The 13,253-nt window shown below is 68.3% G+C and carries 10 protein-coding genes; 3 read left to right on the top strand and 7 right to left on the bottom strand.

Features of this window, described 5'->3' with window-relative positions; genetic code table 11:
* Positions 1-30: 30 nt before the first annotated feature.
* Together IEV87_RS16960 and IEV87_RS16955 are read right to left on the bottom strand one after the other, a co-directional pair.
* Positions 31-1,899 carry a cation:proton antiporter domain-containing protein gene (locus IEV87_RS16960; RefSeq protein WP_188479000.1) on the bottom strand — a complete coding sequence of 623 codons (1,869 nt, stop codon included), beginning with the start codon at positions 1,897-1,899 and terminating at the stop codon, positions 31-33.
* Between the two features lie 22 nt (positions 1,900-1,921).
* On the bottom strand, positions 1,922-2,947 hold the full coding sequence (locus IEV87_RS16955; RefSeq protein ID WP_188478999.1) for an NADP-dependent oxidoreductase: 1,026 nt from the start codon (positions 2,945-2,947) through the stop codon (positions 1,922-1,924).
* A gap of 108 nt (positions 2,948-3,055) precedes the next feature.
* Here IEV87_RS16955 and smpB point away from each other — a divergent pair, with 108 nt between their 5' ends.
* The 3 genes from smpB (at position 3,056) to IEV87_RS16940 (ending at position 5,683) form a co-directional block, all read left to right on the top strand.
* Positions 3,056-3,532 carry an SsrA-binding protein SmpB gene (gene smpB / locus IEV87_RS16950; RefSeq protein WP_188478998.1) on the top strand — a complete coding sequence of 159 codons (477 nt, stop codon included), beginning with the start codon at positions 3,056-3,058 and terminating at the stop codon, positions 3,530-3,532.
* Between the two features lie 85 nt (positions 3,533-3,617).
* Positions 3,618-4,478 (top strand): 3-mercaptopyruvate sulfurtransferase, encoded by an 861-nt coding sequence (gene sseA / locus IEV87_RS16945; protein WP_188478997.1) that lies wholly within the window; start codon positions 3,618-3,620, stop codon positions 4,476-4,478.
* A gap of 2 nt (positions 4,479-4,480) precedes the next feature.
* Entirely contained in the window at positions 4,481-5,683 is a 1,203-nt protein-coding gene (locus tag IEV87_RS16940; protein WP_188478996.1) for an amino acid aminotransferase, read from the top strand.
* On the opposite strand, the gene IEV87_RS16935 is transcribed toward IEV87_RS16940, so the two are convergent.
* The 5 genes from IEV87_RS16935 to IEV87_RS16915 form a co-directional block, all read right to left on the bottom strand.
* On the bottom strand, positions 5,668-6,108 hold the full coding sequence (locus IEV87_RS16935) for a hypothetical protein (RefSeq protein WP_188478995.1): 441 nt from the start codon (positions 6,106-6,108) through the stop codon (positions 5,668-5,670). The genes IEV87_RS16940 and IEV87_RS16935 overlap by 16 nt on opposite strands.
* A gap of 361 nt (positions 6,109-6,469) precedes the next feature.
* On the bottom strand, positions 6,470-8,527 hold the full coding sequence (locus IEV87_RS16930) for a glutamine amidotransferase (protein WP_188478994.1): 2,058 nt from the start codon (positions 8,525-8,527) through the stop codon (positions 6,470-6,472).
* Positions 8,524-11,286 (bottom strand): DUF4159 domain-containing protein, encoded by a 2,763-nt coding sequence (locus tag IEV87_RS16925; protein WP_188478993.1) that lies wholly within the window; start codon positions 11,284-11,286, stop codon positions 8,524-8,526. Before IEV87_RS16925 ends, IEV87_RS16930 begins: the two co-directional genes overlap by 4 nt.
* Positions 11,286-12,182, bottom strand: a complete 897-nt coding sequence (locus IEV87_RS16920; RefSeq protein WP_188478992.1) for a DUF58 domain-containing protein — start codon at positions 12,180-12,182, stop codon at positions 11,286-11,288. The genes IEV87_RS16925 and IEV87_RS16920 overlap by 1 nt, the downstream gene beginning before the upstream one ends.
* Positions 12,179-13,192, bottom strand: a complete 1,014-nt coding sequence (locus IEV87_RS16915; RefSeq protein WP_188478991.1) for an AAA family ATPase — start codon at positions 13,190-13,192, stop codon at positions 12,179-12,181. Before IEV87_RS16915 ends, IEV87_RS16920 begins: the two co-directional genes overlap by 4 nt.
* Positions 13,193-13,253 lie beyond the last annotated feature (61 nt).

Genomic DNA, 13,253 nt, shown 5'->3' with positions numbered 1-13,253 from the left:
GGAAGGCGCAAAGCGCCTGGGGCAGAGCCCCTAGCCCTCCATCACCGCCTTCATCCGTGCGTTGAGGTCTGCCTCCCATGCCGGCATGTGCTCCCGGACGTGGCGCGAATACGCGCTGTCGTCGCTGCGCGTCTGCACCGGATCGTAGAGGTCCGCCAGTTCCAGCATCATCGCGCGGTCGAAGGTTTCGAACTCTCCGACGATCCGCTCCGCCTTGTCGCGGGGATAGCCGAGCGCCTCGAAGACCGACCGGGTGGCGCGGAGAGAACTGTCGTAGGTTTCCCGGATGATGTCGCGGCAACCGGCGTGCCAGAGATCGTAGACATGCCAGCGGTCGATGGCGCGGGCAACGATATGGACGTGGGGGTAATGTTCGCGGACGTGTTTCGTCAGTTCGGTGATCGGTTCGGCGCGGTCCATCGCGATGACGAGGATCTTCGCGTCCTCGATCCCCGCCGCGTGCAGCAGGTCGGGGCGGGTGGCATCGCCGAAATAGACACGCAGACCGTAGCGGCGCAGCATGGCGAGCTGTTCGTTGGAATAGTCCACCACCGTCGTCGGAATGCCCGCCGCCTGAAGCGTCCGGTTGACGATGCCTCCGAAGCGACCATGTCCGGCGATGATGATCTTGCCCTCGGGCGCGACCTCGCCCTCGGGCTGTTCCTGTTCGCGGGAGTATCGCGGCGCGATGACCCGGTCGTAGAGGATGAACAGTCCCGGCGTCAGCAGCATGGAGAGCGCGACCACCAGCAGCATCAGGTCAGCGACCTCGCGCGGGATGACGGCAGAGGCGACGGTGAAGGAGACGAGCACAAAGCCAAACTCCCCCGCCTGCGCAAGGCCGAGGCCGAACAGCCATTTGTCCCCGCCCGACAGGCGGAAGGCCCGGCCGATCAGCAGCAGCACGGCGGTCTTCAGCACGATCAGCCCGAGCGTCAGGCCAAGGATCAGCAGGAGGTTGTCGCGCAGCAGGGCGAAGTCGATGCTGGCGCCGACGGTGATGAAGAAGACGCCGAGGAAAATGCCTTTGAACGGTTCGATGTCGGATTCAAGCTCATGCCGGTATTCGCTGTTGGCCATGACCACCCCTGCAAGGAAGGTGCCAAGCGCGGGGGACAGGCCGACCATGGTCATCAGCAGCGCGATGCCGATCACCATCATCAGCGCAGCCGACACGAACAGTTCGCGCAGACGGGCGCGCGCGACGAAGCGGAAGATCGGGCCGGTCAGGTACATGCCCGCAAGGATCACGACACCGATGGCGGCAACGGTGATGAGCGCGGTCTGCCAGCCGGGCAGGCCCTCGACCAGGCTCAGATTCAGGCCTTCTTCGCCGTGCCCGCCGCCGTGGTCATCTCCGTGATGCGCGGCCTGCATCAGTTCGGGCAGGGCGAGCAGGGGGATGAAGGCCAGCATGGGGATGACGGCGATGTCCTGAAGCAGGAGGACAGAGAAGGAGGCCTGCCCGCCGTCGCTCCTCATCAGGCCCTTTTCGTTCAGTGTCTGGTTCACGATGGCGGTGGAGGACAGGGCAAAGACCAGACCGATGGCAAGCGCGACGGTCCAGCCCTGACCGAACAGCATCGCCACGCCCATCACGGCAGCGGCGGTCAGAACGACCTGCGCCCCACCCATGACGAAAATGCGCGCCCGCATGTCCCAGAGCGCCCTGGGCTGCATCTCGAGCCCGATCAGGAACAGCATCATGACCACGCCGAATTCGGCGAAGTGCTGAAGCGCGACCACATCGACGCCCGCCCAGTAGAGCACCGGGCTGACGACAATCCCCGCGATCAGGTAACCGAGGACCGAGCCGAGACCCATCTTCGACGCAATCGGCACGGCCACCACCCCCGCGATGAACAGCGTGAAGGTGATGAACATGAACTCCGCGGTCATGGCCCGGTCCTCTCTGTTGGTGTCAGCCGACCTTCACGACCAGCTTGCCAAGGTTCTTACCCTTCAGCAGACCCATGAAGGCCTGAGGGGCGTTCTCCAGCCCTTCGGCCACGTCCTCGGCGTACTTGATTTCACCGGAGGCGACCTTGGGACCGACCTCGCGCAGGAAATCCCCGAAACGCGAGACGTGGTCGGTCTGCAGCAGCCCCTGGATGGTGATCCGTTTCACCAGCGCATAACGCCAGAGCTTCTGCAGCGGCATGGAGCCGGTTTCATCGGATTCGCCCGAATACCAGGCGATCATGCCGCAGATGATGACACGCGCATGAAGGTTGAGAAGGGGAATGACCCCGCCGAGGGTCGGGCCGCCGACGTTTTCGAAATAGATGTCGATCCCGTCGGGGCATTCGGCCGCCAGCGCCTCGCGCATGGCCTTCGCGTCCTTGCCGCGGTGGTCGATGCAGGCGTCGAAGCCGAAGGTTTCGACCGCCATCCTGCACTTCTCTGCCCCGCCTGCGACGCCGATCACGCGCAGCCCGGCCTGTTTCGCAAGTTGCCCGACCATCGATCCCACGGGGCCGGTGGCGGCGCCGACGACCAGCGTTTCGCCTGCCTTCATCTTCGAATAGGCGGTCATCCCCGCCCAGGCGGTGAAACCCGGCATGCCGAGCACGCCAAGCGATGTCTGGATCGGCGCGTCGTCGGGGTTCACCTTGCGCAGACCCTTGGCGGCGGCGACCCCGTGGGTGGCCCAGCCGAACATTCCGAAGGCATGGTCGCCCGGCTTGAATTTGGGGTCATTGGACGCGATGACCTCGCCAACCGCGCCGGCCTCCATCGTGCCGCCGACGGGGACGGGGGCGGCATAGCTCGGCCCGTCGTCCATGCGACCCCGCATGTACGGGTCGAGCGACATGTATTTCACCGCGACGACGACCTCGCCCTCGCCGGGAGTCGGGACGGCGGACTCCTCCAACCGGAAGTTCGCATCCGTGGGAGAGCCCTTGGGCCGTTCGGCCAGAACGATGCGTTTCATTGTGTCGGTCATGTTGATTTCCTCCTGTTCGCACCACAGGTTATAGGCCCTGTCCGCAGTGCCAAGGGGCATTCGGCGGACATGGACAGCAAAGGCGCAACCGACTAAGACCGCTTGATCATGGCACAGACGAAATCAGACCCGAACTACAAGGTGATCGCCGAAAACCGGCGGGCGCGGTTCGACTATGCCATCGAGGAAGACATCGAATGCGGCATCATGCTCGAAGGGTCCGAGGTGAAGTCGATGCGGCAGGGCGGGTCGAACATCGCGGAAAGCTACGCGACCGTCGATGACGGGGAACTCTGGCTGGTGAACAGCTATGTCGCGCCCTACGCCCAGGCCAAGACCTTCGGGCACGAGGAACGGCGGCGGCGCAAGCTGCTGGTCAGCCGGAAGGAACTGTCCAAGCTCTGGCAGGCGACCTCGCGCAAGGGGATGACGCTGGTGCCGCTGGTGATGTATTTCAACCATCGCGGGATCGCCAAGCTGAAGATCGGCGTCGCCAAGGGCAAGAAGAACGTCGACAAGCGCGACACCTCGGCCAAGCGCGACTGGAACCGGCAGAAGGCGCGGCTGCTCAAGCAGAACGGCTGACATCGCCGCCTTCCCGTGCGGCGGCCTTGCCTGCCCGCGCCCTTCTCTGTAGGGAATTCCGACAGGACCGCGAGGAGGAAGGCCGATGCAGGACGACCCGAAGACACTGGTTTCAACGGAATGGCTGGCCGCCCATCTGGAAGACCCGGATCTGCGCGTGCTCGACGCCAGCTATTACCTTCCGGCGATGAACCGCGACGCCAAGGCGGAATACGACGCGGCGCATATCCCCGGCGCGCGGTTCTTCGACATCGACGAAATCTCGGACCTGCGCTCTGACCTGCCGCACATGGTCCCGCCGGTCGAAAAGTTCATGTCCCGGATGCGGGCCATGGGCGTGGGCGACGGGCATCAGGTGGTCGTCTATGACGGCGCGGGCATCTTCTCGGCCCCGCGGGTGTGGTGGCTGTTCCGGCTCATGGGGCAGATGGACGTGGCGGTGCTGGACGGCGGTCTCCCGAAGTGGCAGGCCGAGGGGCGCCCGGTGGAGGACATGCCTCCGATCGTGCGCGACCGTCACATGACGGTGCGGCGTCAGAACCATCTGGTGAAAGACGTCACGCAGGTGTCGGCGGCGTCGAAGCTGGCGGACACGACGATCCTCGACGCGCGCTCCGCCGCGCGTTTTGCGGGTGAGGCGGACGAACCGCGCGCCGGTCTGCGCAAGGGGCATATCCCCGGCTCGGCCAACCTGCCGTTCCCCGAGGTGCTGAACGAAGACGGCACGATGAAGGACCCGGAGGCGCTGACGGCGATCTTCGAAGGCGTCGGCATCGACGGCAAGCGGCCGGTCATCACCACCTGCGGGTCCGGGGTGACGGCGGCGATCCTCAGCCTCGCGCTGGAACGCACGGGTCACCGGAACCACGCGCTTTACGACGGATCATGGGCGGAATGGGGGGCCTTCCCCACGCTGCCGGTGGCCACCGGAAAGGTGGGTGCCTGATCGTGCTCGAAGCGCTCAAGCCGCAGCCCGAGGATCAGATCCTCATGCTCATGGACCAGTTCCGCGCCGACACGCGGGCTGACAAGATCGACCTCGGCGTCGGGGTCTACCGCAACAGCCAGGGGGTGACCCCGGTGATGGGGGCGGTGAAATCCGCCGAACGGCAGCTGTGGGAATCGCAGACGACCAAGGGTTACACGTCGCTCATCGGGGATCCGGCCTTTGTCGATGCGATGCGCGATCTGGTGATCGGAGATGCGGTCGATCCCGCGCGGCTGGCCGGTGCGGCCTCGGTCGGCGGGACCGGCGCGATCCGGCTCGGGCTGGACCTCGCGCGGCTGGCCGCGCCGCAGGCGACGGTGCATATCCCGGACCCGAGCTGGCCGAACCACCGTGCGATCGTCGCGGCCATCGGCATGCCGATGAAGACATTCCGCTATTTCGACGCGGACGAAAATGCGCTCGACATGCCGGGCATGATCGCGGACCTCGGCGCGGTGGCGGCGGGGGACGTGGTGATCCTGCACGGCTGCTGCCACAACCCGACCGGGTCCGATCCGACCCCCGCGCAGTGGGCCGACATTGTTGCGGCGCTGTCGGGCACGGGGGCAGTGGTGCTGGTGGATCTCGCCTATCTCGGCCTCGGCGACGGGATCGAGGCGGACGCGGCGGCGACCCGGATGCTTCTGGCGGGGCTGCCGGAGGTGATTGTCGCGGTGTCCTGCTCCAAGAACTTCGGGCTCTATCGGGACCGGGCCGGGGTGGTGCTGGTGTCGGGCCAGTCGGCGGCGCAGGCGGCATTGGTGCGCGCGAACCTCGCGACGCTGAACCGGCTGTCCTATTCCTTCCCGGCCGACCACGGCGCCCGACTGGTCGAGATGATCCTCGCCGATGCCGCCCTGCGTGCGGAGTGGACCGAGGAACTGAGCGAGATGCGCAACCGGATCAACGCCCTGCGCCGCGATCTGGCGGAGGCCCTGCGGGACGCCGCCGGGTCCGACCGGTTCGCCCATTTCGGATCGCAGCGCGGCATGTTCTCGCGCCTCGGCGCCACGCCGGATGAGGTGCGGCGGCTGCGGGAGGATCATGCGATCTACATGGTCGGGGACGGGCGGATGAACATCGCCGGTCTGGCCAAGGAGGATATCCCCCGCCTCGCGCGGGCGATTGCCGAGGTCTGCGGGCAGGCTCAGTCCGCCGGGTAGATCAGGCAGGGGTCCAGCATGATGCGGCGTTCCCCGGCGCGAAGGAAGCCGCCGGCGAACATCACCTCTTTCCCGTCCACATCGGCCGGGGCGTAGGTCACGCACATCACCTGCACCTCGTCAGGGGCGCACATGATCGCATAGGCCAGCGTTCCGTCCCAGTGCGACTGGACGATCCGGCCGGTGACGGTCATGGAAATGCGTCCGTCGTAGTCCGGAACCCGGTCGATCCAGCCGGGCAGCGTGGCACAGGTGGCGGGCGTGCCAAAGCCTTCGCCCTGCCGGAACGGCCCTTCGGGATCGAACTCCGGAGTGGCTGCGATGGCGGTCGTGGCGATCAGGCAGAGGATGGTTCGGAGAATATGCCGGGCCTGCCATGGCCGCTTCGGCGGCGTATTCGGTGTTCGGTGGCTGGCTGGCGGCATGGGCTTTCGACTTCCCGGATCGGGGGTTCGATGATGAATCTGGTCGCGGAGAACCTCCGGTCAAGCCGGAGGATTGACAGTCTGCGGGGCGGGTGAGGTCCGGTCCGGTTCCGGGGCCTGTCAGCGTGAGCCGCGCAGCGTGCGGGAGCCGGGCGATTTCCCTGAGCCGCGCGATGTGCGTTGGCACTTCGTCAGACGCGGACGGACCACCGCACCGTAGCTTCGCAACGCTGACCATCAGCGCGACGTGACACCCTCTCCCCCATGGGGGAGAGGGCCGGGGCGAGGGGGTATATGTGCCCGCAAGGGGATGAACACCTCCGGCACCCGCGCCCGGTGAACGGGCGTCCACCCCGCAGCCCTACCGCCGTCCCTCCCGCAGCCATCCGCCGAGGATCAGGGCGGAGGCGATCAGGAGGACCAGCCAGCCGGGCAGGAGCGGCACCTGCGTCACGTCCCGCGTTTCGTAGGCGTCGCGCGGGGTCAGGCCGATCCAGCCGCGCCCGGCGGCCGGGCGGCCGGCGCGCACATCCCGCAGGGAGGGCACGCCGTCCGACAGGTTGCGCACGCCGCCGCGCGTGCCCTCGACCAGTGGCGACAGCGCGGTGCCGTCGGCGATGGTTTCGACGAATTCGCGCGGGGCGGCGGGGCCGAGGCCTATGACGGTCTCCAGGTCTCCCTCAGCGAGCCGGTAAAGCCCGATCTCCGGCCCGGTGTATTCGCCGGTCCAGAGGCCGGGAGAGGTTTCGGTGAGCGTGAGCTCCTCCGCCTCTCCGTTCGGGGGGGTGACGGTGACGGGGCCGATGCCGTCTTCCAGCGTGCGGCGGGTGATCTGCATGGTCTGGCCGGTGGCGGTGGCGGTCAGCGCCTCCTCCTCGAGTTCCGGCTCCTTCATCATCCAGTGGGCGAGGCGGCGCAGCAGTTCCAGCTGCGGCCCGCCGCCCTCGTAGCCGCGCGACCAGAGCCAGGCGTGGTCCGATGCCAGCAGCGCGACGCGCCCTTCTCCGACCCGGTCGAGGATCAGGAGCGGGCGGTCTTCGACCCCGGACATCAGCACCTCTCCGGTGGAATCGGCGGCGTCGACGTCGATCTGCCGCAGCCAGCGGCCCCAGTCCCCGTCCCATTCCTGTTCCAGCCCGGCGGTGACCGGGTGGCGGCGGCCGAGGTCGGTGACCTGCGGGCTGTAGGGTTCTTCGATCACACGGGCCGAGGTCGGGCGGGCGGGCAGCACCACGCTCAGCGGAGAGCGATAGAGGCTGTCGGCAGAGGCGAAGTCCGGACCCGCCGCGATCAGCAGCGCGCCGCCCCGCTGCACGTAGTCGGCCACGTTCTGGAGGTAGAGCGAGGGCAGGATCCCGCGCCGCTTGTACCGGTCGAAGATGATGAGGTCGAAGTCGTCGACCTTGTCCATGAACAGCTCCCTCGTGGGGAAGGCGATCAGGGAGAGTTCGGACACCGGCACGCCGTCCTGCTTGGCCGGGGGACGCAGGATGGTGAAGTGGACGAGGTCGACGGAACTGTCGGATTTCAGCAGGTTGCGCCAGGTGCGTCCGCCGGCATGGGGTTCGCCCGACACCAGCAGCACGCGCAGGCGGTCGCGAACGCCGTTCATTTGCACGATGGCGGAATTGTTGCGTGCGGTCAGTTCTCCCTCCGCCTCGGGCGTGGTGAACTGGATCACGTTGCGCCCGCCATGGGGCAGGGTCAGGGGCAGTTCGTGGTCGCGGTTGGTGGCGACCATGAAGGTCTGCGGCTCGCCCCCGTCGACGGAGATGTTGAGCGGGACTTCGGCGTCATCTTCGGGCGCGGCGCCGGTATCTTCGATCCTGAGCGTCAGGGTGACTTCCTCACCCAGGATGGCGAAGGCGGGGGCGTTCTGGACGATGAGACGGCGGTCCCAGTCCTCCGGCTCTCCGGTCAGGAGCAGGTGCAGGGGCGCGGGCAGATCGGGGGCCTGGTCGAGGTCATGCAGGCGACCGTCCGACAGCAGGATCATCCCGGCGATGCGGGCGCTCGGTTCCTCGGCCAGGGCATCCGAGAGGGCGGTCATCAGGCGGGTGCCGGTGTCGCCCTCCCCGTCGCCAAGGGTGACGCGGCGGAGTTCGGTGTTGGGCCGGGCGGCGATGCGGGCGGCGAGGGTCTCGGCCGCCTGTTCGGTCTGTTCGGCGCGGTCGGAGAGGCGTTGCGAGGCGGTGCGGTCTTCGACCAGCAGCACGATGTCGGTCAGGGGGGAGCGATCCTCCTGCCGCCAGGAGGGACCGGTGAGCGCGGCGATGACCACCAGCGCGGCGAGCCCGCGGAAGGCCCAGCCCGCCAGCCCGCGCCACAGGGCCAGCACGACCCCGATCAGCGCGAGGGCGGCGATCCCGGCCAGCAGGGGCCAGGGCAGCAGCGGGGAAAAGATCACGGTGCCGGTCATTGGCCAAGCCTGTCGAGAAGGGCGGGCACGTGGACCTGGTCGGACTTATAGTTGCCGGTCAGCACATGCATGATGAGGTTGACGCCGAAGCGGTAGGCGATTTCGCGCTGGCGCTCGCCGGAATAGCCGCGCCCGATCGGCACCACGGGTCCGCCGCGTTCGTCCACGGCCCAGGCCGCGGCCCAGTCGTTGCCGCCGATGACCACCGGGGTCACGCCGTCGTTGAGGTTGCGGAAGGGCATGCCCTCGATCTTCTCGGCATCGGCGGGGGCGGCTTCGACCCAGACGTCGCGGCCGGGGTGACGGCCGGGGAAATCGCGCAGCAGGTAGAAGGTGCGGGTCAGGACGTGATCTTCGGGCACCGGTTCCAGCGCCGGAATGTCGAGCGGGGCGGCCAGCGCCTGCAGCTTGCGACCGTTCGGAGAGGCGGCCCCGAAGCGGGCGACATCGGCGTCGCGCGTGTCGAACAGGATCATGCCGCCGGAGCGGAGATAGCGGTTGAGCTTTTCATAGGCCTCCCCGCTCGGGATTGGCTGGTCGGGGGTGATCGGCCAGTAGAGGAAGGGGAAGAAGGCCAGTTCGTCGGTTTCCAGGTTCACCGCCATCGGGTCGGCCGGTTCGACGGAAGTGCGGAAGTTCAGCACCTGTCCCAGACCGCGCAGCCCCGCCTCGGCCAGATCGTCGACCTGCGGGTTGCCGGTGACGACATGGGCCAGCACGACCTCTGCCGTGGCCTCGATCGCGCGGGCGGTGTCGTCCTGCGCGTGGCCGGGGGCCGGGGCGGCAAGGATCAGCGCGGCGAGCAGGGTGGCGGCGGTTCCCGCAGCCCCGCCGCGCAGCCGGCCTGAGAGGGCGAGCGTGGCGAGGATGTCGGCGGTCAGCAGTGCCAGGGCAAGGCCAAGCAGCCAGCCGCCAAGCGGCTGTTCGGCGGCCCGGGCAAGGCCTTCGACACGCAGTCTTGCGGGCCACTGGGCGGGCCGCAGGACCGTGTCGGCGGACAGTACGTTGCGCGCCAGCGTCCGGTCCGGCCCCTGATAAAGGCCGGGCTGCAGGTCGGCTGCCAGCGGCGCGTCGATCAGCCGTTCGCCGGGCACGCCGGGCAGGGTTCCGGCGGGTTCGATGCGGCCCGTGGCGGTCATGATCTGCATGGGCTGCCAGGTGGTGCCGGCCAGGTCCTCTGCCGCGGGGCGGGAAGTGGAGGAAGAGATGGAAAGACGCTCAAGCATCTGAACGAAGAGACCGGAGAGCGGCAGCGTCGACCAGTCCGCGCTGGCGGTGACGTGGAACAGGATGACCTGCCCCTGCCCCAGTTCCTTGCGGGTGACAAGCGGGGTGCCGTCGGTCAGCCGGGCGATGACCCGCTGCGACAGGGAGGGGTCGGGCTGCGCGACCACCTGAGAGGAAATGGTGACGTCCGACGGGATCGCGAGACCGCTGAAGGGGCTGGTCGCTTCGAAGGGGGCGAGCGTCTTGGGTTCCCCCCAGCTCATCGCGCCGCCGACATTTCGGCCCCCGGCGCGCAGGCGGACGGGGAGGAGCGGGTCTTCGGCCTCACGGCTGACGTCGCTGGCGGCGAGGCGCGGACCGGCGAAACGCAGCAGCAGGCCGCCGTTCTCGGTCCATTCGATCAGTTCGTCCTTTTCGAGGTCCGAGAGGGTCGCGACGTCGGACAGGACGATGACATCGGGGTTGGCCGGGATCACGTCGTTCAGCCCGCCTTCCAGAAGATCGACGGAAGGTTCCAGCGCCTTGTGCAGGTAGTGCATGGGCGAAAGGAGATCGAGCGCCTCACCCTCCGCCCGGGTGCCGATCAGCGCGACCTCGCGGCGGCGGAAGCTGTCGTCGGAGAGCGTGGTCGCCCCGGCGGTGCGCGATCCGGCGATGGTCAGGTGGGTGACGCGGGCGCGCAGTTCGGCGGGAAGGGAAAGCGCCTCTGTCGTCTCGAGCGCGCCGTCGCCGAAGGTCATGGGCAGGTTGGCGAGCGTGCGCATGGTGCCGGAGGGATCGCGGCCCATGGCCTGCACGGTGATGTCCTGCGGGCCGAGGCCGAGCGGACGCGCGGCGGTGACCTGAAGCGCGCCGTCCTCGATCCGGACGGGTTTCAGGCCAAGCGGCGGGCGGGGGCTTTCGTAGATCGTGACGGTGCCACGGGATTCCAGCGCGGTGAGCAGATCGGTCCGGCCCTCGCGCGCCAGCCCGTCGGACATCCAGTAGGTGTCGAACCGGTTGTCGGGCAGGGCGGCGATGGTGGCGGCGGTGTCCGGCGCGCCGGGTTCCCACGCCTTCGGGGCGAAGCCGGGGATGCGGGTGCGCCAGGTTTCGGCGGCGCGGAAGACGGGCTCCTCCGGCGTGGTGAGGCGCAGGACGGCGGCGGTGCGCCCCTGCCGCCCGGCCTCGGCCAGGATGCCGTCGATCAGTTCGGCGGATGTGTCCCAGTCGCGGGCGGAGGCCCAGGAGCCGTCGAGCACGATGAGGAGGGGGCCATTGCCGGTCTCGGCCTCGTCCTGCGGATTGAGGATCGGGCCGGCGAGGCCGATGATGACCGCCGCGACCGCCAGCATCCGCAGCAGCAGCAGCCACCACGGCGTCCGGTCGGAGACGCTTTCGTCATCCTTCAGGCCAAGCAGCAGCGCGACGCCGGGAAAACGGCGGCGGATCGGGGCGGGGGGCACGGCCCGCAGCAGGATCCACAGGATCGGCAGGGCGGCGAGCGCAACCAGCAGCCAGGGGGCGGCGAAGCCTATGGGGCCAAGCATCATCAGGCGGTCCCCCGGTCAAGCGCCTGGTAGATCGTCAGCAGGGCCGACTGGGCGGAATTGTCGGTGTGGTGCAGCTGGTACTGCCAGCCGGTGACGCGGCAGAGCGATTGCAGCCGCTCCTTCCGTTCCGCCAGCCGGGTCAGGTAGCGGTCGCGCAGGTCGTTGGCCTTGAGCGTTTCGTGTTGCAGCGTGCCGCCGACGGACTGGAAAATCGTGCGTCCGTGGAAGGGAAACGCCTCCTCCGACGGGTCGAGAATTTGCAGGATCACGCCCCGGATGCCGCGGTCGGCCGCCTTGGTGAGCGCCAGTTCGACCTCTGCCATGTCGCCCATGTAGTCGGAGACAAACAGCGCGCGGGCGTTCGGGATCATGGCGCGGTGTTCCGGTACGCCGTAGTCGCCGGGGTTGGAGACAGAGAAGAATTCGGCCAGCCGCAGGATCTGGTTGCGGGCGCGGCGGGGCGGCAGGAGTGTGCCGGTCAGGCCGACCCGCTCCCCGCCCCGGATCAGCAGGATGGCGGTGGCGAGGGCGAGCAGGCGGGCGCGTTCGCATTTCTCGGGCAGCTTCTTGTCCGAGGTAAAGCGCATGGACGCAGCCTGATCGACCCAGAGCATGACCGACTGCGCGATCTGCCATTCCCGTTCGCGCACGTAACGGTCGTCGGACCGGGCCGAGCGTCGCCAGTCGATCCAGCGGGTCGGGTCGCCCTGCTGTGCGGGGCGGTATTGCCAGAAGTCATCCCCCAGACCCGAGCGGCGGCGGCCGTGATCGCCAAGCAGGACGGTGCCCGCAAGGTGTTCGGCCCGCGCCAGCAGAGGCGGCAGGCTGGAGGCCTGCGTTTCAGCCCGTTCGCGAAGTTCGCGCGGGTCCTGAAGCTGGGGGAGGGGTTCGCTCACGCGGCGGCCTCGGTCCGCGTGATGGTGGCGGCGGTTTCCTCGATCAGGGCGGGCAGGCTGTCGCCGCGGGCACGGGCGGCGAAGTTGAGGCCCATGCGGTGCGACAGGACGGGTCGGGCCATGGCCAGCACGTCGTCGGTCGACGGGGCGAGGCGGCCGTTCAGCATGGCGCGGGCCCGCACGGTCATCATCAGTGCCTGCGCGGCGCGTGGTCCGGGGCCCCAGTTCACCGTATCGCGCACGCGGGCAGAGGCGGAGGGATCGTCCGGGCGGCAGGCGCGGACGAGATCGAGAATCTGTTCCACAACCGATTCACCAACCGGCATGCGGCGGAGGAGCTGCTGCGCGTCGATCAGTTCCTCGGTGGTGAAGACCTGATGCGCCTCGTCCTCCTCTGCGCCGGTGGTGGCGACAAGGATCGCCTTCTCCGTCTCGCGGTCGGGGTATTCGACGTCGATCTGCACGAGGAACCGGTCAAGCTGCGCTTCGGGCAGGGGATAGGTGCCCTCCTGCTCGATCGGGTTCTGGGTGGCGAGGACGTGGAAGGGCTGGCCGAGGGGGCGGTCTTCGCCCGCGACGGTCACCTGCTTTTCCTGCATCGCCTGCAGCAGCGCGGACTGGGTCCGGGGCGAGGCGCGGTTGATTTCGTCGGCCATGAGCAGCTGGCAGAACACAGGGCCCTGCAGGAAGCGGAAGGCGCGGGAGCCGTCGGCGGCGGTTTCCAGAACCTCGGACCCGAGGATGTCGGCGGGCATGAGGTCGGGCGTGAACTGGATGCGGTTGCCGTGCAGGCCCATGACGGTCGACAGCGCCTCGACCAGCCGCGTCTTGCCGAGGCCGGGCAGGCCGATCAGCAGCCCGTGACCGCCGCAGAGCAGGGCGGAGAGGGTCAGTTCCACGACCTTTTCCTGACCAATGAAGCGGCGTTCGATGGATTTCCGGGCCTCGGCGAGCTTTTCTTCCACCGCCTCGATCCGGGCTACGAGGTCGTCGTCTTGGGGGGTGGTCATGGCAAAGGCTCCGTCAGGGACTATAGTCTTGGACAACTGTATCGCGGCGCATGGGAATGAC

It is taken from the genome of Primorskyibacter flagellatus, from assembly GCF_014638275.1.
Classification (GTDB): Bacteria; Pseudomonadota; Alphaproteobacteria; order Rhodobacterales; family Rhodobacteraceae; genus Pseudooceanicola; species Pseudooceanicola flagellatus_A.
This window is presented reverse-complemented; position numbering and strand designations above follow the sequence as displayed.